Source organism: Corynebacterium stationis (assembly GCF_001941345.1).
GTDB classification, from domain to species: domain Bacteria; phylum Actinomycetota; class Actinomycetes; order Mycobacteriales; family Mycobacteriaceae; genus Corynebacterium; species Corynebacterium stationis.
The window spans coordinates 1,664,858-1,690,924 of record NZ_CP009251.1 but is presented as its reverse complement, the minus strand read 5'-3'; the positions used below and the strand labels follow the sequence as shown (position 1 = coordinate 1,690,924).

Below are 26,067 nucleotides of genomic sequence, written 5' to 3'. Positions count from 1 at the left end.
CGATGATAGCCTGCGCCACAAGCCCTACTTAGAGGGTTCAGATTTTCCTTACGTCTGTAGTAGAGTGTCCCAGCGTGAGTGATACTTTAAATGGCGATGGCGCCAGCACCAGTAGTTTTGATGACCCGCGCGTGCCACTGCAGCGCGCCCTGCGGCTGGGCTCGATTGCGCTAGCCATAATCACCGTTTTATCTCTAGCTATCTGGGGTGGAGTTCGTGGTCTACCCGGAATCTGGGGAGTAGTCATCGGCGCTGCTATTGGCGGTGGCTTCGTTCTGATTACGGCAGCGCTTGTGCTGTTTACTGCAAAGTCTGCACCGTCCACCACCATGGCTGTTGTCCTCGGTGGATGGCTACTCAAGGTTGTACTCTTGATTGTCGTCCTGATGATCATTCGGGACCTGGAATTTTATGACACTATGGCTATGTTCATCACGGTTGTCTTGGCGATGATTGCGGTACTCGGTACTGAGGTCTGGGGAATCATCACCTCCCGCGTGACTTATATTTCTTAATAGCTACTAGTGACATGACGCCCGCTGGGGCGTCGTAGGTTGCGACAAAGGGGAGTGCATCTTTAGGGATGTGCTCCCTTTGGTGATCGCTAAACGGGTGGAGTGATGGGGTGTAGGGAAATAGGCAAAACAGAATTTTGATTTATTTGAATTCCCTGGTCGAGACATGGCATGTGACATAAAGCATATAAAGGCAAAGGGGTGACGTATGGCGAAAAAATGCCTTTAACGAGCACCTAAGGGGAATTGCAAGGGGTGAAAGCAGGCAATGTTATCGGGGGTGATTCAAGGGGGGTAAAAGACTGTGAAACGGCTATTCAAAAAATAACTGTGATCAACCTTACTAATGCCTGTAAACCGGGGTTGGGCTGGGGATATGGGCTAATCCAGGGGGAGCAATCGCAGGGTTGGCTCAAACCTCGGAAGTTCGGATGACTGCAGATCGAAATAAGCCTCAATGAGCTGATATTATTTCCTCCGGGTTACCGCGGAAGCGGCATTAGTAAGATTCGTGTCCTGCGAAAAATTTATGCCGTATCCCATTTACGGTGATTCCCTGTTACAGCTTCGCTGATGTGCGACGGAGTCCGTAGCTGTGACAGAGAGTTTGAGACGTCCATCGCACCGTACGACGCCGACAATCGTACGGCCCGAACACGGGAGAGAACGCTGAGCGTTACAACATTGGCCATGAAGGGTAGCTTCCACGCGCCCGAACTGGACCCAGAATTTTTCCCGGGGCAATATTACGGCGACATCCTGTTCGACGATGTGTTGGGCGGATGGTTCGCACTTGATCGCATCATGCTGGTTCGTCTGTTGATGACCGCCATCTTGGTGCTTTTATTTATTGCAGCATTTAGGAACCCAAAGCTGGTTCCTAAGGGACTACAGAACGTCGCAGAATACGCGTTAGATTTCGTCCGAATTCACATTGCTGAGGACATCCTGGGCAAGAAGGAGGGTCGTCGCTTCCTACCGTTGCTGGCGGCTATCTTCTTCGGCACCCTTTTCTGGAACGTCTCCACGATTATTCCGGCACTGAACATCTCCGCAAACGCTCGTATTGGTATGCCTATTGTCTTGGCTGGCGCAGCGTATATCGCAATGATTTACGCAGGCACCAAGCGCTATGGCTTCGGTAAGTACGTCAAGTCGTCGTTGGTTATTCCTAACCTTCCACCGGCTTTGCACTTGCTGGTTGTTCCAATTGAGTTTTTCTCGACCTTCATCTTGCGTCCCGTCACTCTGGCAATTCGTCTTATGGCGAACTTCCTTGCCGGCCACATCATTTTGGTTCTGCTGTACTCTGCCACGAACTTCTTCTTCTGGCAGCTCAACGGCTGGACAGCGATGTCCGGTGTGACCCTGCTCGCAGCGGTTCTGTTTACGGTCTACGAGATCATCATCATCTTCCTGCAGGCATACATCTTTGCTCTGCTGACGGCGGTGTACATCGAGTTGTCACTTCACGCAGACTCGCACTAAGGCGCGAACTAACCGGCCTTGTAATAACCCCCACTTTAAGACCAACTCCAACTTCGCTGGAATAAACGAAAAGCGAAGATTTTTCGAAAGGGAACGACTTTCATGAACGACATCATCTTGGCTCAGGCAACCGAGACCTCCTTCGATGGCCTTCAGTCCATCGGCTACGGCCTTGCAACCATCGGCCCAGGCTTGGGTATTGGTATCCTCGTCGGCAAGACCGTTGAGGGCATGGCACGTCAGCCTGAGATGGCTGGCCAGCTGCGTACCACCATGTTCCTGGGTATCGCCTTCGTTGAGGCTCTTGCACTTATTGGCCTGGTTGCAGGCTTCCTGTTCTAAAAAGCGCGCGTTTAAAACCAAACCACCGTTTTTAAGACTGGAGACTTATGAACAACGTCTTTTACTATCTTGCAGCGGAAGGAGAGTCCCTTCCACTGGAAGGTGGCAACTCCCTTCTGTTTCCCAAGAGCTATGACATCGTCTGGTCTCTGATCCCGTTCTTAATCATCCTTATTGTCTTCGCAATGTTTGTCATTCCGAAGTTCCAGGAACTGTTGCAAGAGCGTGAAGACCGGATTGAGGGCGGCATCAAGCGCGCTGAAGCCCAACAGGCAGAAGCAAAGGCCGCACTTGAGAAGTACAACGCACAGCTAGCTGACGCTCGCGCAGAGGCAGCTGAAATCCGTGAGCAGGCGCGTGAGCGCGGCAAGCAGATTGAAGCAGAGGCAAAGACCCAGGCAGAGGAAGAAGCACGCCGTATCGTCGCAGGTGGCGAAAAACAGCTTGAAGCTTCCCGCGCACAGGTAGTTGCTGAACTGCGTTCCGATATCGGACAGAACTCCATCAACTTGGCTGAGAAGCTGCTCGGCGGTGAACTCTCTGAGTCCACCAAGCAGTCTTCAACCATTGATAACTTCCTGTCCGAGCTCGACTCTGTGGCATCGGCCGGAAAGTAGGCAACTATGAAGGCAGCTAGCCGCGAATCGCTCGCATCCGCTTCCGAGTCGCTGGATTCCAATCTGGCAGCTCAAGCAGGTGTAGCAGTGTCCACCATGACCGGCATGGAACTGTTCGAGGTTTCCCAAGTACTGGGTGATGACCGCGAACTCCGTGGAGCAATCATTGATGAATCTGCTTCCACTGAATCCCGTAAGAAGCTCGTTAATGATCTCTTCGGTGCCAAAGTTTCTCCTGCTACCTTGCAGGTTCTGGAACAGATTGCATCGTCGAAGTGGTCGAGCGCTCGCGAGATGGTTTCCGGACTGGTCGCTCTTTCACGTCGTGCTTTGATGCGCGGCGCAGAAAGCGAAGGACAACTAGGACAGGTCGAAGATGAACTCTTCCGTTTGTCCCGGATCCTGGACCGCGAAGGCGAACTCACCCAGCTGCTTTCTGACCGAGCTGCAGAACCTGCGCGTAAGCGCAAGTTGCTGGCAGATGTGCTTTACGGAAAGGTCACCAAATTCACTGAGGCGCTTGCGCTGCAGGTGATTGACCGCCCTGAGCACAATCCCATTGATGACATTGCGAATCTGGCGGCTGAAGCAGCACAGCTTCAGGGTCGCACTGTTGCGCACGTTGTTAGTGCGGGTGAACTCAATGAAGGCCAGCAGGCAGTACTCGCCGAGAAGCTGGGCAAGATTTATGGTCGTGCGATGTCCATCCACTCTGAGGTTGACACCAGCCTCCTCGGTGGTATGACAATCCGCGTAGGCGATGAAGTTATTGACGGTTCTACCGCAGGCAAGATTGAGCGCCTGCGTACCGCTTTGAAGTAGTCAACTACAACGACAGAATTGATTTAAGTAAGTGCTGGACGAATCTACCGAGAGTAGGAAGAATATGGCGGAGCTGACGATCTCCTCCGATGAGATCCGTAGCGCGATAGCGAACTACACCTCGAGCTACTCCGCGGAGGCCTCCCGTGAGGAGGTCGGCGTGGTCATTTCGGCAGCTGACGGTATTGCACAGGTTTCTGGGCTACCTTCAGTTATGGCGAATGAGCTGCTCGAGTTCCCTGGCGGCGTAATCGGCGTCGCACAAAACCTTGAAACCAACTCCATTGGCGTTGTTATTCTTGGTAACTACGAGTCCCTCAAAGAAGGCGACCAAGTTAAGCGAACTGGCGAAGTTCTCTCCATCCCAGTGGGTGAAGAGTTCCTCGGCCGCGTAATTAACCCATTGGGTCAGGCAATTGACGGCCTGGGCCCAATCGCTGGCGAAGAGGACCGCGTCCTCGAGCTGCAGGCACCTTCCGTGTTGCAGCGTCAGCCAGTTGAAGAGCCAATGCAGACCGGCATCAAGGCTATTGATGCTATGACCCCAATCGGTCGCGGTCAGCGTCAGCTCATCATTGGTGACCGTAAGACTGGTAAAACCGCAGTCTGCATCGACACCATCCTTAACCAGAAGGCTAACTGGGAATCCGGCGACAAGAACAAGCAAGTTCGTTGTATCTACGTCGCTATTGGTCAGAAGGGCTCCACCATCGCTGGTGTCCGCAAGACCCTCGAAGAGCAGGGCGCTTTGGAGTACACCACCATCGTGGCTGCTCCTGCTTCTGACTCCGCAGGCTTCAAGTGGTTGGCACCGTTCTCCGGTGCTGCTCTTGGTCAGCACTGGATGTACCAGGGCAACCACGTCCTGGTCATCTACGATGACTTAACCAAGCAGGCTGAAGCTTACCGTGCGATTTCCCTGTTGCTGCGTCGCCCGCCGGGCCGCGAAGCTTACCCAGGTGACGTCTTCTACTTGCACTCTCGTCTGCTGGAGCGTGCTGCGAAGCTCTCCGACGATTTGGGTGCAGGTTCTTTGACCGCACTGCCAATTATTGAAACCAAGGCGAATGACGTTTCTGCGTTCATTCCAACCAACGTTATTTCCATTACCGACGGCCAGGTCTTCCTGGAGTCCGACCTGTTCAACCAGGGCGTCCGTCCGGCAATTAACGTCGGTGTGTCGGTTTCCCGTGTTGGTGGCGCTGCTCAGACCAAGGGTATGAAGAAGGTTGCAGGTAACCTGCGTCTTGACCTCGCTTCCTACCGTGATCTGCAGGGCTTTGCTGCCTTCGCTTCTGACTTGGACCCAGTGTCCAAGGCCCAGCTTGAGCGCGGTGAGCGTCTGGTTGAGATCCTGAAGCAGTCTGAGTCTTCTCCTCAGGCAGTCGAGTACCAGATGGTTTCCATCTTCTTGGCTGAAGAAGGCGTCTTCGACGTCGTTCCTGTCGAAGATGTTCGTCGCTTTGAGGCTGACGTTCAGGAATACCTGCAGCAGAACACCCCAGAGGTTTACGAGCAGATTGCCGGCGGTAAGGCATTTACCGACGAGTCCAAGGAAGCCCTCTTGGCGGCAGCTAAGGACTTCACTCCTTCCTTCCGCACCACCGAGGGCCACAACTTGGGCACTGAAGCTCCAGTTGATCCTTTGGCTGAAGAAGAAGTCAAGAAGACTGAAGTCACCGTCTCCCGTAAGTCGGCTAAGTAAAGACCTCCGGGTACTTACTCACACTGACTGAATAGAAATTTAGAAGGGAGGAGCGAAACAACATGGCAAATCTTCGCGAATTGCGCGACCGTATCCGGTCCGTGAACTCGACCAAGAAGATCACCAAGGCGCAGGAGCTGATTGCAACTTCTCGCATTACCAAGGCGCAAGCCAAGGTTGATGCAGCAGCACCGTACGCACACGAGATGTCGAACATGATGGACCGTCTTGCATCGGCTAGCTCGTTGGAGCACCCAATGCTGCGCCACCGTGAAAACGGCAAAGTTGCAGCCGTACTCGTGGTCTCTTCTGACCGCGGTATGTGTGGTGGCTACAACAACAACGTCTTTAAGAAGGCTGCTGAGCTCGAAGGACTCCTTCGCGGTCAAGGCTTCGACGTTGTCCGCTACGTAACCGGTAGCAAGGGCGTCGGCTACTACAACTTCCGTGAGAAGGAAGTTGTGGGCGCGTGGACTGGCTTTTCTCAGGATCCGTCCTGGGAAGGCACTCACGACGTTCGTCACCACTTGGTTGACGGCTTCATTGCTGGCTCCGAAGGTACAACTCCGGCCCGTCAGGGCGTGAACACCGAAGACCAAACGGTACGTGGTTTCGACCAGGTACACGTTGTTTACACCGAGTTCGAATCCATGCTGGTTCAGACTCCACGTGCTCACCAGTTGTTGCCGATTGAACCGGTAATTAAAGAAGAGGAACTTCACTTGGGCGACTCGGCGCTAGAAGCCAACCCTGATGCTCAGGGCCTGTCTGCTGACTACGAGTTTGAGCCGGATGCAGATACTTTGCTCTCGGCACTTCTGCCGCAGTATGTATCACGTATCCTTTTCTCGATGTTCTTGGAGGCTTCGGCTTCTGAGTCCGCAGCTCGTCGAACTGCAATGAAGGCTGCGACTGACAACGCTAATGACTTGGTAACCGACTTGTCTCGTGTTGCTAACCAGGCTCGTCAGGCGCAGATTACCCAGGAAATCACAGAAATCGTCGGTGGCGCTGGCGCGCTCGCCGAAAGCGCAGAAAGTGACTAGATTATGACTACAGCTCTGCATGAGCAGAACACACAGGAGTCGGCAATTGCCGGCCGTGTGGTGCGCGTCATCGGTCCGGTCGTCGACGTGGAGTTCCCGCGTGGCGGACTACCGGCACTGTATAATGCACTGACCGTCGAGATTAACCTCGAGTCTGTTGCACGCACCATTACCCTTGAGGTTGCACAGCACCTCGGCGACAACCTGGTTCGTACCGTTTCGATGGCACCTACCGATGGTCTTGTTCGCGGTGCGGCAGTAACCGATACCGAGGCACCAATCTCCGTGCCAGTTGGCGATGTTGTTAAGGGCCACGTCTTTAACGCATTGGGCGACTGCTTGGATGAGCCAGGTCTGGGCCGAGATGGCGAGCAGTGGGGCATCCACCGCGAGCCACCAGCATTCGACCAGCTCGAAGGCAAGACCGAGATCCTCGAAACCGGCATTAAGGTCATCGACCTTTTGACCCCATACGTCAAGGGCGGCAAGATTGGCCTCTTCGGCGGTGCGGGTGTTGGTAAGACCGTTCTGATTCAGGAAATGATTACTCGTATCGCACGCGAGTTCTCTGGTACCTCCGTGTTCGCTGGTGTTGGCGAGCGCACCCGTGAGGGCACCGACCTGTTCTTGGAAATGGAAGAAATGGGCGTACTGCAGGACACCGCCCTCGTGTTCGGCCAGATGGACGAACCACCAGGAGTTCGTATGCGCGTAGCTCTGTCCGGTCTGACCATGGCGGAGTACTTCCGCGATGTTCAGAACCAGGACGTGCTGCTGTTCATCGATAACATCTTCCGTTTCACGCAGGCTGGTTCTGAAGTTTCGACCCTTTTGGGCCGTATGCCTTCCGCTGTGGGCTACCAGCCAACCTTGGCTGATGAGATGGGTGTACTCCAGGAGCGCATTACCTCTACTAAGGGTAAGTCGATTACCTCTCTGCAGGCCGTTTACGTTCCTGCCGATGACTACACCGACCCAGCTCCAGCGACCACATTCGCTCACTTGGATGCAACCACCGAGCTTGACCGTGCGATTGCTTCCAAGGGTATCTACCCAGCAGTGAACCCACTGTCGTCGACTTCTCGTATTCTCGAGCCAAGCATCGTCGGTGAGCGTCACTACGCTGTTGCTCAGCGCGTGATCAACATTTTGCAGAAGAACAAGGAACTGCAGGATATTATCGCGATTCTGGGTATGGACGAGCTGTCTGAAGAGGACAAGATCACCGTTCAGCGCGCACGTCGCATTGAGCGCTTCTTGGGCCAGAACTTCTTCGTCGCAGAGAAGTTCACCGGGCTGCCAGGCTCTTACGTACCTTTGGCAGATACCATCGACGCTTTCGAGCGCATTTGCAACGGCGAATTCGACCACTACCCAGAGCAGGCCTTCAACGGCTTGGGTGGCTTGGACGACGTCGAAGCAGCGTACAAGAAGCTGACTGAGAAGTAGGGAGAGGCACATGGCTGACATCACCGTGGAACTGGTTTCTGTTGAGCGCATGCTGTGGTCTGGAAAGGCCACCATCATTTCCGCAGAGACCACCGAGGGTGAGATCGGCGTGCTTCCGGGTCACGAACCATTGCTTGGCCAGCTGGCTGAGAATGGCGTAGTTACCTTCCGTCCTGTCGACGGTGACCGCAAGGTCGCCGCTGTTCAGGGTGGCTTCCTCTCCGTATCCACCGAGAAGATCACCGTCTTGGCGGACTGGGCAGTTTGGGCAGATGAGGTTAATGAATCTCAGGCTCAAGAAGATGCCTTGTCTTCCGATGAACTGGTTTCTTCTCGTGGACAGGCAGCGCTTCGCGCCTTGGCTCGTTCTCGCGAAAGCTAACCCTTTTAAAGACTCGTTCTTTCTAAAGGTTGCTTAAGCACCGAGGATTCGGAGATTTAGGGCAGCAATTACCGCCCTTCCTCTCTCATAAAGAACCCGCAGTAATAATTGCTGCGGGTTCTTTTTTGCCGTTTTAGCCAGCTTGTGTGCGAAGACTATCGCTGTAGCCCGAGCAGAAACTATAGCAGGGGTCTGGGTGGAGGTAGTCAACCAAACGATTTATTGTGACTCTATGCAGGCGCTCTGTAGACTATTCAACAACTTGAGATTGATTGAACCGCTTCTAGGCAGTTTGGTTGAGGCAGTTCAGATAACGTGTTCTGCCTCGCCCGTGCCATTAGCGGTTGTGACGGAGAAGGGAAGAGCGGGACTGATGAGCGTGGTTTCGGTAATCCTTTGGTTGCTCGCCATTATTGCCATACTATGTATTTTCTTCGCAGCGATGCGCTTTTTCACCTTGCGGTCACGCGGTGCTTCAGTGTTGATGCGCAAGCTCCCGGCCAAGGGCTACCACGGCTGGCGCCATGGTGTGCTGCGCTACAAGGGAGACACTGTAGATTTCTACAAGCTTCGCTCCGTGTGGCCTATGGCCGATCACTCATTTAGTCGCCTCGACATCGAGTTGCTGGATTCTCGTCCCGCAACTGATGGCGAGGCTGCTTTCATTTCCAAGGACTATTTGATCTTCTGCTTCAGCGCAGCTGGCAAGGGCTACGAGCTCGCGTGTACGCAGCACGCCATGATGGCCTTTGGCGCGTGGGTGGAAGCCTCGCCGTCGCAGCGTAAGGAACAGATTGATTTTCGTCGTTTGCGCGAACGGGCAACGCGTCCGCGGGGGAGCAATATGCCCTACGATCCATCGACATGGTCAAGCTATAACGGTAAGTAATTAAGGTATTAATCCTCCCACGAATTCTTTTCTGCGCGCGGCTAGTTTTTGTTCGCGTGCTTGAACGCTTAATGTAGTGGGCATGCGTTTAGTCATCGCCCGTTGTTCCGTCGACTATGTCGGCCGTTTGGATGCCCACCTTCCCATGGCAGATCGTCTGCTGTTGCTCAAAGCCGATGGTTCGGTTTCGGTGCACGCGGACGATAGGGCCTATAAGCCCTTGAACTGGATGACGCCACCGTGCACCTTAGAAGAATCAGAGATTAAAGATATCGATGGTGAGCCCACGGGGGAGTATCTGTGGCTGGTGGAAAATAAAAAGGGTGACCAGCTGCGCATCACCATTGAAGAGATCCACCAAGATATCCAAGCTGAGCTCGGCGAAGACCCCGGCTTGGTCAAAGATGGCGTGGAAGCCCATTTGCAGGAGCTCTTAGCTGAGCACATCACGACTTTGGGCAAGGGCTACACCTTGGTGCGCAGGGAGTATCCAACCGCCATTGGTCCGGTGGATTTGATGGCGCAGGATGCCTCGAAGGGATATGTAGCCGTTGAGATTAAGCGCCGCGGTGAAATTGATGGTGTAGAGCAGCTGACTCGCTACCTCGAATTGCTCAACCGCGATGACCTTCTAGCCCCCGTGCAAGGTGTATTCGCTGCCCAGGAGATTAAGCCACAGGCACGTACCTTGGCGGAAGACCGAGGCATTCGCTGCGTAATCTTGGACTATCAAGAACTGCGCGGTATTGAATCCAACGAACTTCGTCTTTTCTAATCCGGCGAATGCTAAGGGACTAAAAGATTATGGGTCGCAAAAGTCGTCGGGGTAAAGGTTCCTTCCGTCACGCACGTGCGCAGCAGACACCGCGTGCATTGCCGCGTGATGCTGCCGCCTTCTTTGGTGCTGAGACCGTTGAGGGACCTTCGTGGGACTTTGGCCGCCCCTATATTTTGCGTCGGGTGGGAGCAGCCGGCGCGCAGAAAAACTATGTGTGTCCAGGATGCAATGGCACCATTTTCGCCGGCATGGCGCACATCGTGGCATGGCCCCAGGAAGGTGGTGGGCGCGTAGAAGAACGCCGTCACTGGCATACTCGGTGTTGGGAACGGCGCTAGGCTTTCCCCTAAAGTGTAAAGAAGGACTGCAGTGTCTACAGTGTCCACTGTTGCATGGGGGTCATGGTGGCTACACACCGCGACCTACGGCGCAATCGCCGTGTTCTTAAGCGGGGAAGTGCTTCTAGCAGTGCTATCTTTTTGCGCCATATGCGCATCGATGACTACCCAATAGACATCCGCAACGCTGCACCCGCCCCGACCACGGCGCAGAAACGCTCCGGGTTAATAAGCGGAATCATCTTCATTGTGGTCTTATTCTTATCGCTCACCAGCGTGGTGTCGTTGTGGGCGGCAGAAAACCCGGACGCCAGCTTTGCTGAGGTGGCATTAATGGCACGGGCACTGAGCATCATGTTTGCGCTCTTTGACCTTGTCATCACCGATTGGCTAGTGATTTGTACCTGGTCACCTCGTCAACTCATGCTGCCAGGTACTGAAGAATGCGCCGGTTGGCAAGACCATGGCTTCCACGTTAAAGACAATTGCATCCCAAGGCGCTATTCGTACTTTTTGCCGCAAGCCTGGTGAGGGGCTTCGTGGTGTGGTGGTTGGCTTAAACCACCTGCGATCACATCGCACTTTCAACCCCACGCAGACTGCCGCGAGCGGTAGAGTAGAAGCCATGATTGTTGCATTTTCTGTAGCTCCTACAAGCACCCCATCCGCAGATGCTGAGATGTCCGAGGCCGTCGCGGAGGCAGTACGCGTAGTTCGCGCATCGGGTCTTCCGCATGAAACTAACGCCATGTTCACGCTCATTGAAGGTGAGTGGGATGAAGTCTTTGGCGTCATTAAACAAGCAACTGCTGCGGTTGAAGCTGTCTCCCCGCGGGTGTCATTGGTGATTAAGGCGGATATCCGCCCGGGCTACGCAGACCGGATTCGCGGCAAGGTTGAGGCCATTGACCGTCACCTCGGTCCAGATTCTGCACAGTAAAATTTAGCTACTTTTAAAGAGGTATTTTTCATATGACGAATCCGCAGTCCGGCTTTGTGGGTGGAGCCTTAGATTTAAGCCAGGTGAAGGCCCAAGCCGAAGCCCGCGAAGCTGCCAAGAATCAGGCCCAGTCCCAAGGACAGGGTGGGGGAATTGCCCCATTTTTTGAGGTTACAGACGCCAATTTTGAAAATGATGTGGTGCGCCGTTCCACGCAGGTGCCGGTTATTGCGATTATCGGCACCCAGCGCTCGCCCGCGTCGGAGCAACTTAGGGCAGATTTTCAAGAACTCGCGCGGGCCGGTGGTTTAAAGTTTCTCGTCGGCTACATTGACGCCGATACCTTCCCGCAGATTGCTCAGGTCTTTGGCGTGCAGCAGCTCCCAACCGTGGTTGCCATTGGCGCGGGCCAACCGTTGACCAACTTCGAGGGGGCACAGCCGAAAGAGGCTTTGCAGCAGTGGGTTGATGCCCTAGTCGAGCAGATTGGGCCGAAGCTCAAAGGCCTTGAGGCCCAAGATATGCCGCAGGAGGAAGAGCCGCAGCCAGCAGAAGACCCCCGCCTAGCGGAGGCCGAAAGCATGCTCAACAGCGGGGATTTTGACGGGGCACTCGGTGTGTATGACTCCATCCTCGCGCAGGAGCCAGATAACGCTGATATCAAGCAGGCGCGCAATACCACGATGTTGCTCAAGCGCTTGGACCCTGCCAATCGCACCACGGATCCGATTGCGGATGCGCAGCAGGCACCGGAGGACATCGATAAGCAATTTGCTGCTGCCGATGCCGAGATCGTTGCGGGCAATCCCCAGGCAGCTTTTGATCGCCTTATTGCGTTGATTGCCGGCAACGTCGGCGGAGAAAAGACCAAGGTACGCGATCGGTTGCTGGAGCTTTTTGCGCTTTTCGACGCCGCCGATCCGCGCGTTCTCACCGCCCGCACGAAGCTAGCAAGCTCGCTCTACTAGCGAAACTTGTACCACTGCACGGAGTTGGCCGGAATGTGTAGTTGCAGGTTGTTATCGCTGGATGTGAGGTTGCGGGCAAGCTCATTGCCGGCGCCTTCATAGACGGCGTCGTCGGTGTTTAAGATTAACTCCCACTCGCCGTCGAAAGGCACCCACATGCCATAGGCAGGCTGTGAGGTGCCGGCGAAGTTGCACACCGCCAAGATGGTGGAGCCATCTGCGCCGTAGCGTACGTAGCCGAGGATGGAGTTGTTGCCATCGTCAGCCTTGACCCATTGGAAGCCATCTTGGGTGAAATCCTGAGACCACAGTGCCGGGTGGACTTTGTAGGTGTGGTTGAGGTCGCGAACAAGGCGCTTAATACCGTGGTGGTATTCATAGCCCCAGCCGTCCAAATTGGACCAGTCCACGGAATATGCTTCGGACCATTCGGTGGTCTGCCCAAATTCGCAGCCCATGAACATTAGTTTCTTGCCGGGATGGCTAAACATATAACCAAACAGCGCGCGCACGCCAGCGGCCTTGTTCCAGTCATCGCCGGGCATCCGGGTCCACAATGTGCCCTTGCCGTGGACGACCTCATCGTGGCTAAAGGGAAGCATGTAGCGCTCTGAATAGGCATAGACCATGGAAAAGGTCAGCTCACTGTGGTGGTAGCTGCGATGGATGTGGTCATGGCGGAAGTATTCCAAGGTGTCATTCATCCAGCCCATATTCCACTTCAAATTAAAGCCCAGGCCGTCGTTGACGGTGGGGTTGGTAACTCCTGGCCAGGAAGTGGATTCTTCAGCGATTGTCAGCACGCCGGGGTGGCGGCGGTGCAAGGTGGCGTTGGTTTCTTGTAAAAACTGCACCGCTTCGAGGTTTTCGCGGCCGCCATGGACATTGGGGATCCAATCATCGCGGGAGTAGTCCAAATACAGCATGGAGGCGACTGCGTCGACGCGCAGGCCATCGACGTGGAATTCTTCTGCCCAGTACAAGGCATTGGCGACGAGGAAGTTGCGAACTTCATTACGGCCAAAGTCAAAGACATAGGTGCCCCAGTCCTGTTGCTCGCCGCGGCGCGGGTCAGGGTGCTCGTAGCAGGCCTGCCCGTCGAAGCGGCCGAGGGAGAAGGAGTCTTTGGGAAAGTGTGCTGGCACCCAGTCGACGATGACGCCGATGCCGGCGTTGTGTAAAGCATCGATAAGCGAGCGAAGCTCATCCGGGTTGCCCCAGCGTGCACTCGGTGCGTAGTAGCTCGATACTTGATAGCCCCAGGAGCCACCGAAGGGGTGCTCCGCCACGGGCATGAGCTCCACGTGGGTAAAGCCGTGCTCCAAAAGATAAGGAATGAGCTCTTTTTCTAGCGTTGCGTAGTTGGAGCCTTGCTTCCAGGAGCCGACGTGGACTTCATACACGCTCATTGGGACGTTCAAGTCCGAGTTGCGAGTTTGGAGCCACTGCTCGTCATTCCACTGGTAGGAAGACTCTTCAATGATAGAGGCTGTCTCCGGTGGCGCCAGGGTCTTGCGCGCCATCGGGTCTGCTTTATCAATGCGGTGGCCGTCCTTGGTCTGGATGGCGAACTTATACCGCTCGCCCGCGCCAATGCCGGGGATAAAGACTTCCCAAATGCCTGTCGAACCCAAAGAACGCATGGGGTATTGCGCAGCATTCCAGCCGCAGAAATCACCTACGACAGAAACTCCTTCGGCATTGGGAGCCCACACGGCAAATGCTGTGCCGGTAATGGAGCCGAGCTCAGAGTCGAAGGTCTTGATATTGGCACCAAGTACATCCCATAGGCGCTCATGACGCCCCTCGGAAATTAGGTGCAAGTCCAAAGAACCCAAAGTCGGCAGGAATCGGTAGCCATCGGCGACATCGCGCGGGGGCTGGGCCGGGTAGGTAATGCGCAGACGGTAATCTTCATTGTCTTTTAACTCGGCGAAGAAAATATCATCGCCAAGGTTGCGCATCGCTATGACATCGGTGGCGGTTACAAGTTCCACGCGCTGTGCCCCAGGGCGGCGAGTGTGCACTGTGCCGTCGTGCCAGCCGTAGAGGCCATGTGGATTGTAGTGGCGGCACTGGTTTAAAAGATGCAGATCATCTGCGGGAATGCTCATGGTTTAACGCTACCTTGGAAAATGAAAGTAAGGGGCGGGATTAGGGACGGTAATCAGTGACATGGCGATACGCCAGTGCTTCTCGATGCTCCCGTGGCACCCGAGGCAGCAAGAAGATATGGGCGACATCGCGCAGTGGTTCAAGGCGTACGAAGTTTCGCCTCGACCACTCGTAGCTATTGCCCGAGATAAGATCATCGACTTGGTAGGACGCAGTTGGACTCTTACCTTCGGCATTGAGTCCAACTGCGTCGTAGTTAATAGTGACGGTGGCTTCTTGGGCATTGCGCGGATCGAGGTTGATGACCACCAAGATGACATTTCCGGTGGTGGCATCAGCCTTGGAATAAGCCATGACATTGGCGTTATCGACGTCGTGGAAATGCAGGTTGCGCAATTGCTGCAAGGCAGGGTTGTTGCGGCGCAGCATATTCAAGTGCCGGATGAAGCTTTCCAGCGAATCTCCGGAATTAACGGCTCCCTGGAAATCGCGCGGGCGCAGTTCATATTTTTCCGAGTTGAGGTATTCTTCGCTGCCTGGTTTGACCGGCACGTGTTCGTAGAGCTCATAGCCGGAGTACACACCCCACAGCGGCGAGAGGGTCGACGCTAGCACGGCGCGGATGGCAAACATCGCGCGACCGCCGGTTTGCAAAGACTCGTGCAAAATATCCGGGGTGTTGACAAAGAGGTTGGGGCGGCAGAAATCTGCTTGCAGCGCGTGCTCCGTAGCGAACTCTGTGAGTTCTTCCTTGGTGGTCTTCCACGTGAAGTAGGTATAAGACTGAGAGAAGCCATTTTTAGCTAAACCGTACAAACGCGCGGGGCGGGTAAAAGCTTCGGCGAGAAAGATGACGCCGGGGTGGCTCGCGTGGACTTTAGTGATAAGCCACGACCAGAAATTCGTGGGCTTAGTGTGCGGGTTATCCACGCGGAAGGTGCTAACGCCAGCTTCGACCCACAGCATGACCACGCGATAGATTTCTTCATAAACCAAATCCGGTGCGTTATCGAAGTTGATGGGATAGATATCCTGGTACTTCTTCGGCGGATTCTCTGCATAGGCGATGGTGCCATCGGCTAAGACAGTGAAAAACTCCGGATGAGTTGTCGCCCACGGGTGATCGGGGGAGGCTTGCAGCGCTAAATCGAGTGCCACTTCAAGACCCAGTTGATTTGCGCGTTCGACAAGTGCTGTGAAATCTTCCATGGTGCCCAGCTCTGGGTGCGTGGCCGTGTGGTCTTGAATGGCCCATGGTGATCCCACATCATCAGCTTCTGGGGTCAAGGTGTTATTTTTACCCTTGCGGTGTACTTGCCCGATGGGGTGGATCGGAGGGAAGTACACAGTGTCAAAGCCCATCGCAGCTACACGCTCGAGTGCTTTGGCAGTGGTGGCAAATGTGCCATGCACGGGTTTGCCGTTGTCATCCCAGCCACCGGTGGAGCGCGGGAAAAGCTCATACCAGGAATTAAATAATGCCTGGGGGCGCTCCACACGTACCTGCTGCGTTGGCCCTTCGGTCAGCAGCTCGCGAAAAGGGTGGTGCCACAAGATCTCGCGGACTTCATCGGAAAGCGCTAATTCCACGCGCTCTTCGAGACCGGCCGTGCGGTCATCGAGCGCCACACCCGCTTTCAACAAGGTGCGTCCCTTATCGCCGTCAAGCTCCAGCCCGGCGCGCGCGTAGAGATTAGAACCGTGGGCTAAGTCATTGGCTAATTCTTCAGCGTCTTGGCCTGCAGCGAGTTTCTTTTCGACGGCATCGCGCCAGGTCGATATTGGGTCTGACCAGGCGTCAACGCGGAAGTACCAGGTGCCTTCGGTGCCGGGGGTGAAAATGCCGTGCACGCGGTCGGGGACAAAGCGGTCCACGGTCATCGTAGAGGTAGCCACAGTGTCAGGATCCCGATCGGACCACACATTTAAAGTGGCGGCGATGGCGGCGTGGCCTTCGCGCCACACCAAAGCGGTAACGGGTACTACTTCCCCCACAACTGCTTTGACGGCTAAGTTTCCATTATCGATCCGCGGGCGGACGTCATCTATCCCAAGGCGCTGAGTCATGATTGCTAGGTTAGTCGAGCTGTGTCACTTTCACCGGTCAACCAAAAATTAGGACACAATAGAGGGTGTGAATGTACCTATGTCTAACTCTTCAGCTCAATCTCCGTCGCAGGCTGCCGCCGAGACTTTAGAAACCCACGATGATTTACTCGTTGACTTCCGGGGCGTGGAATTGCGCCGCGGTGGCAATACGCTGGTTGGCCCAGTGGATTGGCAAGTGGAATTAGATGAACGTTGGGTCGTGATTGGCCCCAACGGCGCGGGTAAGACTTCGCTGGTGCGCATGGCAGCAGCAGAAGAATTCCCGTCTGTGGGTACGGCATTTGTGATGGGGGAACGCATCGGCAAGACCGATATGCGCGATCTGCGCGCGGCGATTGGTATGTCCTCGGCGGCAGTACAGCACCGCATCCCGGATGAGGAGGTTGTCCAAGACTTAGTTATCTCCGCCGGTTATGCAGTCTTAGGACGCTGGCGCGAGGAGTACGACGATATGGACTTTGACCGCGTCGGCGAGATCCTCGACCAGGTCGGCGCGCACCATCTGGCGACGCGGAGGTGGGGCACTTTGTCCGAAGGCGAGCGCAAGCGCGTCATTTTAGCCCGCGCGTTAATGTCTGATCCTGAACTTCTGATCCTGGATGAGCCAACCGCCGGCATGGACTTGGGCGGACGTGAAGACTTAGTCGGCTACTTAGGTGATTTGGCTTTGGATGCTGATGCCCCAGCAATCGTGATGATTACCCACCACGTAGAAGAAATTCCTTATGGTTTTACCCACGCGATGATTTTGGACGAGGGCAAAGTAGTCGCCAAGGGCCTTATCAACTCGGTGATGACCTCGCAGAATCTTTCCCAGGCATTCCATCAGCCGATTCAGGTGGATCGCATCGGCGATCGCTATTTTGCTCGCCGTATCCGCTCGGCGCGCACCAGCCACCGCAAGTAGTGCTGCCGTGTCTTCGACACTTCGCACTACTTGCCGCACCGTTGGGGGTAGAGGCTTCCAAGCAGTCTTAGCTTTGGGGAGGGAAGACGTACGATACAAGGGAAATGGGCGATACAGATAAGAATCTGAGTAGAGCTCAACATTTTGACCCGGCTCAGATTGATGCGATTGATCACGCCGATACCACGGGATTTAACGGCGGTAGGATGGCAGCGACCGTCCTGTTGATTCGTGATGGGCAAAACGGCCTGGAAGTCTGGGTACAAGAGCGCGTCTCCACCATGGTCAACTATCCCGGATACGTGGTCTTTCCCGGCGGCGGGGTAGATAGCCGTGACTTTCCACCGCGGTCCTGGGACTCGGGTGAATTTTGGGCAGGGCGCTCTGTGGTGTCGATGGCCCGGCGGATGGGCGTGACCAAATATAAAGCGCACGCTTTGGTCTTTGCTGCAGCCCGCGAGCTATTCGAAGAATCGGGCACGCTGTTGGTTGTTGATGATGACGGCCCGATTCAAGACTCTTCGCCTTTTCATGACCAGCGCCAGTTGCTGGAGACCCATGAAGTCTCTTTTACCGACTTTTTGGCAGAGAACTCCATGAAGGTTGACTCAGACTTGCTCATTCCCTGGGCACGGTGGGTGGGCTCATCGGGTGCGAAAAACTGGTTTGATACCTTCTTTTTCGTAGCATTATTGCCCGAGGGACAAACGCCCGATGGTGAAACCGGCGAAGCAGCCGATGCCAACTGGTTTCCACCGCGATTATTGCTCGACGGCTGGAAAGCGGGTCTGGTTCGTTTGGTCATCCCCACGTGGGCGCAGCTGCAACGCTTGGCGCAGTATGACTCGGTGGCAGAAGTTATTGATGCAGCTTCGCTGTCTGATACCCGCCCGGTCATCGGGGACCCGAAAGATGACCCGCGCTACCATGACTTTTTCACCACTACTCCCATCGATCGGATTACATGGCGTTCTCATCAGCAGAAGTAGAATATCTCACCGCGAATCAGCAAGTTATCGCGGCTACTGCGCACACACTCGAGTTGAGCAAAGCTTCCACCATGGCAGATATGACTGTGTTGCGCACGCAATTTGGTGAGTTCTCCCGCGCGGTCGCAGAGCTGATTTCCGCGCGCAGGGCAGGGGTGCGCACCCACAAATTCCCCGGAGACTCAGCAAGCTTCCTCCCATCCGAGCGGAGTGAAAATGAAGCGAGCGATAGCGAGGCTGAAATTTTCACGTGGTTGGTGGATACCGATTCCATCCAGCAAGCAACCCCGGAACCCGTAGCGCGCTTTCGCGCCCAAGAGCTACAAAGCATGGGAGTTTCAACGGTGCATGACATTACGTGCTCCGTGGGCTTTGAAGGCGCGGCACTGCGCAGGACGGGTATCGGCTATTTCGGCAGCGATATCGATCGCATTCGCTTATCGATGGCCCGCCACAACGTTCCCACCGGTCACTTCTTTCAAGCAGATGCGCTGACGCAGACAACCAATGCCGAAGTGATTCTTGCCGATCCCGCGCGCCGGGCAGGCGGGCGAAGGATTACCTCCCCAGCAGACTTATTGCCGCCATTGCCGGATTTAGTATCCACCCACGTTGATAAAGCGCTCATGGTGAAATGCGCACCCGGTTTGGATTTCTCCGACTGGGACGGCGGTATTACCGTGACTTCACTGGATGGGGGAGTCAAAGAAGCGTGTTTATATAGCCCGCAGTTGAAGAAGACCCGCAGGGCGGTGCTTTTGGCATCGACAAGCAAAGGCGATAGCGAACCTGCCCCTTATGTCCTAGAAGAATATTCCGGCGACCGTGAGGACCTACCCGCTGCCGGGGAAATTTCTGAATTTCTCATCGACCCCGATGGAGCCATCGTGCGCGCCGGGCTGGTCAAAGATTATGCCGCGCGTGAGGGCCTGTGGCAGATAGATGATCGCATCGCATATTTGACCGGACCGCGAATTCCGACCGGGCGCTCAGGGTTTCGATTCATCGAAGAAGTACCCATCAAGAAATTAAAATCTGCGCTCGCAGCCCTTGACTGCGGACGTGTAGAAATTTTAGTGCGCGGCCTTGATACTGACCCTGACCTGCTGCGAAAGAAGCTTAAACTGCGCGGGACTAAAGAATATGCCGTGATTATTACCCGCATTGGCACCCGCGGCGTGGCTCTAATTTGCTCCGCGCGGGAGTGGGCTTAGGCACCTTTGGAGACTTTAAAGTAGTTCTAAAGTAGGTATGCCTACTACTATGGCAGTTGAATGAATTTCGCAACATTTAACTGATCTAAAGAAAAGGTGAATGCCTAATGCCCACGATCGTGGCACTGGTCAAGCACGTTCCTGACACGTGGTCGACCAAGACCTTAGACTCCGACCACACGCTAAACCGCGAAGCGGTTGACAACATGTTGGACGAAATCAACGAATACTCCGTTGAGCAAGCCCTGCGGCTCAAAGACTCCAACCCGGAATTCCAGGTCGTGGCACTGACCGTTGGACCAGCAGATGCGGATGAAGCGTTGCGCAAGGTCCTGGCCATGGGCGCTGACGATGCCGTGCATGTACAAGATGACGCACTTGCTGGCTCTGATGCTTTGGCAACCACCTGGGTCATCCACAATGCACTCAACGCTATCGCCGCAAAGCACGGTAGCGTTGACTTGGTGGTCTTGGGCAATACCTCCACCGATGGTGAAACCAGCCTGCTCGCAGGCATGTTGGCAGAATACCGCCAGGCCCCTGCACTGACCAATGTGCTCTCTGTGAACCTGGGCGATGGCAAAGTCACCGGCACCCGCGAAGACGCGGCTGGGCACTGGGAACTTTCTGCCGCACTGCCAGCTATTGTCTCCGTCACTGACAAGGCTGACCAGCCACGCTTCCCGAACTTCAAGGGACTCATGGCTGCGAAGAAGCACGATGTCACCGTGTGGTCTATCGCTGATATCGGCGTGGATGCTGGCAACGTCGGCCTTGCAGCCTCTACCACCGTGGTGAACTCGTCGGCACAAAAGCCAGCGCGTACCGCAGGTGAAGTTATTGATTCCGGTAGCCCAGAGGAGATGGCAGCGCAGGTCGCTGACTTCTTGGCCTCGAAGAACTTAATTTAGTAGGAGAATTAACGTGTCTCACGTCTATGTTTTGGTCGAGCACGATGCCGGCCAGCTAGCCCCAGTTACCGCCGAACTCATTACTGCAGCACGTCCTTTGGGCGCTGTATCTGCCGTAGTTGTCGGTGGACACGCTGAGGAACTTGCCCCGGAGTTGGAAAAGTTCGGAGCGGTGCAGGTTGTCAATGCCACCGCTGCTGATTATGACGCTCGCCTAATCACCCCAGAGGTCGATGCCCTGCACGCTTTGGGTCAGGCTAACCCAGCGCCGATTATCATCGCGGCAGACCGCACGGGCAATGAGATTGCTGGCCGCTTGGGCGCACGCCTTGCCTCCGGTGTCTTGGCTAATGTTTCAGCGATTGCTGAAGACCGCTCAGCAACCTTGTCGATTTTCGGCGGCTCCACGGAGGTCACCGCTTCTGCTCACGGTAACTGCCCGGTGTATACCGTGCAGCCAGGTGCAGTAGAGCCCTCCGAGGCACCAGCGCAGGCGCAGGTTGTGCCAATGCCGCTGCCAGCAGCAACCGAGCGCGATGTGCAGGTTGTAGGATTCACACCAGCAGTGAAGTCGGCGCGTCCGGAATTGGGCACTGCCAAGACCGTCGTGGCCGGTGGCCGCGGTGTAGGCAATGAATTCGCCGGGGTAGTAGAACCGCTGGCCGATGCTCTCTCCGCTGCCGTGGGCGCTACCCGCGACGCCGTGGATGAAGGCTGGTACGACCCAGCGCTGCAGATCGGACAGACCGGTGTAACCGTCTCTCCGGATCTCTACATTGGTCTGGGCATCTCCGGTGCTATCCAGCACACCTCCGGTATGCAGACCTCTGGCACCATCGTCGTGGTCAACCAAGACCAGGATGAGCCTTTCTTCCAGATCGCCGATCTCGGCGTAGTTGCTGACCTGCATGAATTTGCGCCAGCACTCGTCGAAGAATTGAAGAAGCGCGTCTAATGTCGTATTTCGATTACGCAGCAACCCAACCCATGCGCCAGTCTGCGATTGATGCGTGGGTTGACGCTTCCGGCATGTTAAATGCTGGTGCGCAGTATGCCTCGGGCCGCAAAGCCCGGTCGGTATTAGATGACGCCCGGGAAACCGTGGCTGAGCTACTGGGCTGCGAGCCGATTGAAGTGATCTTTACTGCCTCCGGCACCGAAGCTGACAATATCGCCATGCAGGGTCTTTTCCACGCTTCTTCGAATGAAGCTGGCGCGGGCCGGATTATTTCCACGCCGATTGAGCACTCTGCGGTGCGCGATACCGTTGCTCGCTTAGAACAAGAACACGGCGCCACGGTTGATCTCCTACCGGTTGGCCGTGATGGGCACATCAGCGAGCTCTCGGCGCTGGATACTCCGGCGGCTGTGGCTACTGCCATGTGGGCCAATAATGAGACCGGCGCGATTATGCCGGTCGCAGATATTGTTGCCCGCGCAGCGGCCGCGGGCACTCCCGTTCACGTGGATGCTGTGCAGGTCGTGGGCAAATTGCCGGTTAATTTCCACGAGCTAGGTGCTGCCACACTGGCAGCCAGCGCGCATAAATTTGGTGGACCGCGCGGTATTGGCCTCCTGCTGGCCAAGCGCACCCCAGCACCGCGACCATTGATGTTTGGCGGCGGGCAAGAACGTGGCATTCGCCCTGGCACCAACGACGTTGCTGGCGCTTCGGGCCTGGCCGCTGCATTGAAAGAATCTGTCGAGCAGATGGAGCAGGAAACCGCGCATATTCTTGCGCTGCGCAACCAACTGCGCGAGGGCATTTTGGGCAGCATCGATGATGCCGTCATCAACACCAATGAACCTTCCTTGGATTCACACCTGCACGTCTCTTTCCCCGGCACCGATGGCGATAGTCTGATCATGTTGCTGGACCAGCGCGGGGTTGAGGCCGCTACTGGCTCTGCCTGCCACGCAGGGGTTAACCGCATGTCGCATGTGCTCGAAGCCATGGGCGTTGACGATGAGCAGGGCAGAGGCTCCCTGCGCTTTACCCTGGGCCGGTTAAGCACCGAAGCCGACGTCAATGAGCTGCTGGGCCTCCTCCCAGAGGTCGTGGCGCTCGCCCGCTCAGTCTAGGGGGCTATCTTTTTAGCCAGCTACGACTTCCAGCACAAGAAATCTTCGGCACCGTGGAGCGCGAAATTATACTTCGCAACTCGCCGCGTGCTGAAGATTTTTATTTTTATGCAGACTTTTCCTTAAATTTTCCCTTGGCTTTCTGACTGGCACGGGAAACCCTCTCGAAGGGGGCGCGGAAGATGAATGTTGGATGAAATGTCGAAATTGTTACGCATGAAACGTATGTGACTAAAGTGAATTCAGTTAGGCTGTGATGCATGCGTAAACTCCGCTTGCTTACTGCCGTGACCGCCACCGCTGCCGTTGCTGGATCCTTATTGGTCCTTCCTGCCACGGCGATTCCTGGTCTACCAGCGAATCTTCCGATCGAATTGCCGGAAGGCGTTGTGCCGGGTTCTGTAAACCCCACGGCATCGACCGTGCCAGGTATCGCCTCCGGTGTGGATGTCTCCCGCTGGCAGCACCCTGATGGCCAAGCGATTGCGTGGGATCAGGTCCGCACCGACGGCCAATCCTTTGCTGTCATCAAGGCCTCGGAAGGATCCACGTGGACTAATGAACACTTGGCAGAAGATACCTCACAGGCTGCGGCAAGCGGCATGAAAGTCGGTACCTACCACTACGCGCGCCCCGCGGGTGACCCACGTGCACAGGCTCAGCACTATGCCGCGCAATATAACCAGGTGGGTAATCACTCTTTGCCACCTGTGCTGGACTTAGAAGTTGCTGAAGGCAAAAGCCCGGAGCAGCTTAGCGCCTGGACGCGTGAGTTCTTAAACGAGCTGCAGTCACTAACCGGCCGCACGCCAATGGTCTATACCTACCGCTATTTCTGGATTGAGCAGATGAATAACTCCCAGGAATTTGCGAACTACCCGCTGTGGCTGGCGGCTTATCAGTCCACCGCACCGCAGCCGGTTGGCGGTTGGGACAAACTGGATATGTGGCAGCGCTCTGATGCCGGCCGCGTCAATGGCATTGCTGGAAACGTGGACTTGAACCTCTTTAACGGCGATGAAAATCAGTTGAATATGTTCTCCGCGGGTCAGCTGGAAGCCTCCGGAGGCAAGCTGGAAGGCTTGACCGTTGACGAAGGTATTGATTTAGGTGGCGACGCCGCAGCAATCATCGGTGTTATCTTAGCTCTGGCAGCAGGGGTCATCGCAGCGCCAGCGCTTGTCGATGCCGCCGAGAACGCCAACCTTGACGGCCTTCCCGATGTCGTCAATGACCTGATTGCGCAGAACAATTTGCCAGTCGAACAACTTAAAGAGATGGCCAATGGCCACTACACCCTAGGCGACTTGGTGCTGCTGCTGGATAACGCCCAGCACGTTGCTGAAGAGAACGGCGTGGCGCCAGCAGGCGCTGCCGAATCCCCAGAGTATGAAGCCGCCGTCGGTGCGCTCACAGAGATCGCCCAGCAATAAACCCGTAAGAAGCGTTAGAGCTTCATACTCCACTAGTGCTTCACTAACGCTTACTAGTCATCCTCGTCATGGCGACCAGATGCACCAGTTGCGAACTTTTCAATCCAGGCTGGTCCCTTGTAGTGTGCAGGCACCGCGCCGCCAAGTAGGAGAGAGGTCATCTCTTGGTGCTGCGAAGGCAATTCAGTATCTGAAGCGATCAGAATGATGTTGCCGTAGCGCCGGCCTTTGAGCATGGGCGGATCTGCGATAACCGCGACGTGACCAAAGACTTCTTTGAGTCCAGCGACTTCTGCTTTGGCACCGCGCAAATCAGAATGATCGCCGCAGTTGGCGACATAGAGTCCACCTGGCACCAGTGAGCGGTGCGCCGTTTGGAAAAACTCCACGGTGGTCAGGGGAGTAGGCGTGACAGCGCCGGCGAATACATCACGGATGATGACATCGCGGGAGGCCGGCAGAAACTTCTCGGTTTCCTCACGAGCTTCACCCGCACGAATCTTCACCTTCGGTGCGCGCGGGATATCGAATTTCTCGCGGACGAGCTCACCGAGCTTGGCATCAAATTCCACGACGGTGTTCTTCGAGTCATCCCAGATATCCGCAAAGTAGCGCGCGAGCGAACAGGCACCGCCGCCTAAATGAGTTAGACGATGACCTGGTGCGAAAGCTTCGACGGCAGCAGCAATCCAGCGCATATACTCAAATTCGAGTTCCCGCGGCTCACCCGGAACAATATGGGAACTGGGGACACCATTGACGTGCAAGACATATGCACCATCGCGAAACGGGTCTGCTTCAATCTCCGCAGTACCCGTAGAAATCTCATAAGTACCAATTGGTGAGGTCTGTGCTCCAACGCTGGATGAAGAAGAACTGTGACCTCGTTTGCCACGCTTTTTACCCATAGCTAATAAAGAGTACACTCCCATAACATGCGAGTTTTGGTTGCCATGTCAGGAGGCGTCGACTCATCTGTCGCAGCGGCTCGTGCCGTTGAAGCAGGACATGAGGTGGTCGGCGTCCACCTTGCCCTGCACAAAGATGCCCAACAAACCCGTGAGAAAGCACGTGGATGCTGCTCATTGGAAGACTCCGCGGATGCACGACGCATCTGCGATAAATTAGGCATCCCATTTTACGTCTGGGACTTTTCCGAAGAATTCAAGGAAGCAGTGATCAGTGACTTCGTGGATTCCTATGCCCGCGGTGAAACCCCTAACCCATGCCTACGCTGCAATGAAAAGATTAAGTTCGCAGCGCTCTTGCGCAAGGGCATGGCGCTCGGCTTTGATGCCGTGGCCACCGGCCACTACGCTACCTTGGACAAGGACGGCTATATGCGCCGTTCCTTGGATGAGAACAAGGATCAGTCCTACGTACTGGGTGTTATCACCGCAGAAGAGCTCAATTACTGCTACTTCCCAATCGGCGATACTCCGAAGCCGCTGATTCGTGAGGAAGCTAAGCGTCACGGTTTCTCCACGGCATCCAAGCCAGATTCTTACGACATCTGCTTCATCCCTGATGGCAACACTCAGGCTTTCTTAGGCGCGCGCATCGGCATGCGACCGGGCATGATTGTGGACCAGGACGGTACTGAGCTGCGCGAGCACGATGGTGCGTGGAACTACACCATCGGCCAGCGCAAGGGCTTGGACATTAAGGCACCGGCTGCCGATGGCCGCCCACGCTATGTCACCGGTATCGATGCCCAAACTGGCACCGTAACCGTTGGCTCTCGCGAGGATCTCAAGGTCACGGAAATTACCGCAGACCGCTTGAAGTATCTGCACCCCGCGATGGACGGCGAATTTGAATGCGACGTGCAGGTACGTGCGCACGGCTCCGTCGTGGCATGCCATGCGCAGGTAGATCGGGATGCCGACACCATGGTTTTGAAACTCACTGAGCCACTCTCTGGTGTCGCTCCAGGACAGGCTGCCGTGCTGTACTTCCCATCTCCGGATGAGCTGGGCGATATTGTCATCGGCTCCGGCACGATTATTGAAACGGCTTAGCACGAGA

26 protein-coding genes are annotated in these 26,067 nt (G+C 55.5%); 23 read left to right on the top strand and 3 right to left on the bottom strand.

Annotation, left to right across the window (positions count from 1 at the left end):
- Nucleotides 1-74 precede the first annotated feature (74 nt).
- The 15 genes from CSTAT_RS07860 to CSTAT_RS07790 all read left to right on the top strand — a co-directional run bounded on the left by CSTAT_RS07860 (nucleotide 75) and on the right by CSTAT_RS07790 (nucleotide 12,279).
- Nucleotides 75-515 (top strand): Cg1360 family ATP-synthase-associated protein, encoded by a 441-nt coding sequence (locus CSTAT_RS07860; protein WP_066794704.1) that lies wholly within the window; start codon nucleotides 75-77, stop codon nucleotides 513-515.
- Between the two features lie 690 nt (nucleotides 516-1,205).
- On the top strand, nucleotides 1,206-2,003 hold the full coding sequence (atpB, locus tag CSTAT_RS07855; RefSeq protein WP_066837152.1) for a F0F1 ATP synthase subunit A: 798 nt from the start codon (nucleotides 1,206-1,208) through the stop codon (nucleotides 2,001-2,003).
- A 102-nt stretch (nucleotides 2,004-2,105) separates the two neighbouring features.
- A complete protein-coding gene (locus CSTAT_RS07850) occupies nucleotides 2,106-2,345 on the top strand; it encodes an ATP synthase F0 subunit C (RefSeq protein WP_066794699.1) in 240 nt (79 codons plus the stop codon).
- Between the two features lie 47 nt (nucleotides 2,346-2,392).
- On the top strand, nucleotides 2,393-2,962 hold the full coding sequence (locus tag CSTAT_RS07845) for a F0F1 ATP synthase subunit B (RefSeq protein WP_066794696.1): 570 nt from the start codon (nucleotides 2,393-2,395) through the stop codon (nucleotides 2,960-2,962).
- A gap of 6 nt (nucleotides 2,963-2,968) precedes the next feature.
- A complete protein-coding gene (locus tag CSTAT_RS07840) occupies nucleotides 2,969-3,784 on the top strand; it encodes a F0F1 ATP synthase subunit delta (protein WP_075723024.1) in 816 nt (271 codons plus the stop codon).
- A 64-nt stretch (nucleotides 3,785-3,848) separates the two neighbouring features.
- Nucleotides 3,849-5,489 carry a F0F1 ATP synthase subunit alpha gene (gene atpA / locus CSTAT_RS07835; protein WP_066794690.1) on the top strand — a complete coding sequence of 547 codons (1,641 nt, stop codon included), beginning with the start codon at nucleotides 3,849-3,851 and terminating at the stop codon, nucleotides 5,487-5,489.
- Nucleotides 5,490-5,551: 62 nt separating this feature from the next.
- Nucleotides 5,552-6,535, top strand: a complete 984-nt coding sequence (locus CSTAT_RS07830) for a F0F1 ATP synthase subunit gamma (RefSeq protein WP_066794686.1) — start codon at nucleotides 5,552-5,554, stop codon at nucleotides 6,533-6,535.
- Nucleotides 6,536-6,538: 3 nt separating this feature from the next.
- A complete protein-coding gene (gene atpD / locus CSTAT_RS07825; protein ID WP_066794684.1) occupies nucleotides 6,539-7,984 on the top strand; it encodes a F0F1 ATP synthase subunit beta in 1,446 nt (481 codons plus the stop codon).
- A 10-nt stretch (nucleotides 7,985-7,994) separates the two neighbouring features.
- On the top strand, nucleotides 7,995-8,366 hold the full coding sequence (locus CSTAT_RS07820; protein WP_066794682.1) for a F0F1 ATP synthase subunit epsilon: 372 nt from the start codon (nucleotides 7,995-7,997) through the stop codon (nucleotides 8,364-8,366).
- A gap of 373 nt (nucleotides 8,367-8,739) precedes the next feature.
- Nucleotides 8,740-9,255 carry a DUF2550 domain-containing protein gene (locus CSTAT_RS07815; protein ID WP_066794679.1) on the top strand — a complete coding sequence of 172 codons (516 nt, stop codon included), beginning with the start codon at nucleotides 8,740-8,742 and terminating at the stop codon, nucleotides 9,253-9,255.
- Nucleotides 9,256-9,337: 82 nt separating this feature from the next.
- Nucleotides 9,338-10,030, top strand: a complete 693-nt coding sequence (gene nucS, locus CSTAT_RS07810) for an endonuclease NucS (protein ID WP_066794676.1) — start codon at nucleotides 9,338-9,340, stop codon at nucleotides 10,028-10,030.
- A gap of 29 nt (nucleotides 10,031-10,059) precedes the next feature.
- A complete protein-coding gene (locus CSTAT_RS07805; protein WP_075723023.1) occupies nucleotides 10,060-10,371 on the top strand; it encodes a hypothetical protein in 312 nt (103 codons plus the stop codon).
- 63 nt (nucleotides 10,372-10,434) lie between these two features.
- Nucleotides 10,435-10,902 (top strand): hypothetical protein, encoded by a 468-nt coding sequence (locus CSTAT_RS07800; RefSeq protein ID WP_156845104.1) that lies wholly within the window; start codon nucleotides 10,435-10,437, stop codon nucleotides 10,900-10,902.
- A 94-nt stretch (nucleotides 10,903-10,996) separates the two neighbouring features.
- Nucleotides 10,997-11,311, top strand: coding sequence for a thiamine-binding protein (locus CSTAT_RS07795; protein ID WP_075723021.1), 315 nt, complete (start codon nucleotides 10,997-10,999; stop codon nucleotides 11,309-11,311).
- 32 nt (nucleotides 11,312-11,343) lie between these two features.
- Nucleotides 11,344-12,279, top strand: coding sequence for a tetratricopeptide repeat protein (locus CSTAT_RS07790; RefSeq protein WP_075723020.1), 936 nt, complete (start codon nucleotides 11,344-11,346; stop codon nucleotides 12,277-12,279).
- On the opposite strand, the gene glgB is transcribed toward CSTAT_RS07790, so the two are convergent.
- Nucleotides 12,276-14,393 carry a 1,4-alpha-glucan branching protein GlgB gene (gene glgB / locus CSTAT_RS07785; protein ID WP_075723019.1) on the bottom strand — a complete coding sequence of 706 codons (2,118 nt, stop codon included), beginning with the start codon at nucleotides 14,391-14,393 and terminating at the stop codon, nucleotides 12,276-12,278. The genes CSTAT_RS07790 and glgB overlap by 4 nt on opposite strands.
- A 40-nt stretch (nucleotides 14,394-14,433) precedes the next feature.
- Nucleotides 14,434-16,461, bottom strand: coding sequence for a maltotransferase domain-containing protein (locus CSTAT_RS07780; RefSeq protein WP_075723018.1), 2,028 nt, complete (start codon nucleotides 16,459-16,461; stop codon nucleotides 14,434-14,436).
- Nucleotides 16,462-16,540: 79 nt separating this feature from the next.
- Between CSTAT_RS07780 and CSTAT_RS07775 the strand changes: the two genes are divergently transcribed.
- The 7 genes from CSTAT_RS07775 (at nucleotide 16,541) to CSTAT_RS07745 (ending at nucleotide 24,039) form a co-directional block, all read left to right on the top strand.
- Nucleotides 16,541-17,410, top strand: a complete 870-nt coding sequence (locus CSTAT_RS07775) for an ABC transporter ATP-binding protein (protein ID WP_075723017.1) — start codon at nucleotides 16,541-16,543, stop codon at nucleotides 17,408-17,410.
- Between the two features lie 104 nt (nucleotides 17,411-17,514).
- A complete protein-coding gene (locus CSTAT_RS07770; protein ID WP_083640767.1) occupies nucleotides 17,515-18,399 on the top strand; it encodes an NUDIX hydrolase in 885 nt (294 codons plus the stop codon).
- A complete protein-coding gene (locus CSTAT_RS07765) occupies nucleotides 18,375-19,613 on the top strand; it encodes a THUMP-like domain-containing protein (RefSeq protein WP_075723016.1) in 1,239 nt (412 codons plus the stop codon). The genes CSTAT_RS07770 and CSTAT_RS07765 overlap by 25 nt, the downstream gene beginning before the upstream one ends.
- Before the next feature lie 107 nt (nucleotides 19,614-19,720).
- Nucleotides 19,721-20,524, top strand: coding sequence for an electron transfer flavoprotein subunit beta/FixA family protein (locus tag CSTAT_RS07760; protein WP_075723015.1), 804 nt, complete (start codon nucleotides 19,721-19,723; stop codon nucleotides 20,522-20,524).
- A 13-nt stretch (nucleotides 20,525-20,537) separates the two neighbouring features.
- The gene (locus tag CSTAT_RS07755; RefSeq protein ID WP_075723014.1) at nucleotides 20,538-21,479 is read left to right on the top strand and encodes an electron transfer flavoprotein subunit alpha/FixB family protein; all 942 of its coding nucleotides are present in this window, start codon (nucleotides 20,538-20,540) and stop codon (nucleotides 21,477-21,479) included.
- Entirely contained in the window at nucleotides 21,479-22,606 is a 1,128-nt protein-coding gene (locus CSTAT_RS07750; RefSeq protein ID WP_075723013.1) for a cysteine desulfurase family protein, read from the top strand. The genes CSTAT_RS07755 and CSTAT_RS07750 overlap by 1 nt, the downstream gene beginning before the upstream one ends.
- 260 nt (nucleotides 22,607-22,866) lie before the next feature.
- A complete protein-coding gene (locus CSTAT_RS07745; RefSeq protein ID WP_075723012.1) occupies nucleotides 22,867-24,039 on the top strand; it encodes a glycoside hydrolase family 25 protein in 1,173 nt (390 codons plus the stop codon).
- Between the two features lie 53 nt (nucleotides 24,040-24,092).
- Here CSTAT_RS07745 and CSTAT_RS07740 read toward each other — a convergent pair whose 3' ends face one another.
- Nucleotides 24,093-24,947, bottom strand: a complete 855-nt coding sequence (locus tag CSTAT_RS07740; protein ID WP_075723011.1) for a spermidine synthase — start codon at nucleotides 24,945-24,947, stop codon at nucleotides 24,093-24,095.
- A 27-nt stretch (nucleotides 24,948-24,974) separates the two neighbouring features.
- On the opposite strand from CSTAT_RS07740, the gene mnmA reads away from it, so the two are divergent.
- Nucleotides 24,975-26,060, top strand: coding sequence for a tRNA 2-thiouridine(34) synthase MnmA (mnmA, locus tag CSTAT_RS07735; protein ID WP_075723010.1), 1,086 nt, complete (start codon nucleotides 24,975-24,977; stop codon nucleotides 26,058-26,060).
- Nucleotides 26,061-26,067 lie beyond the last annotated feature (7 nt).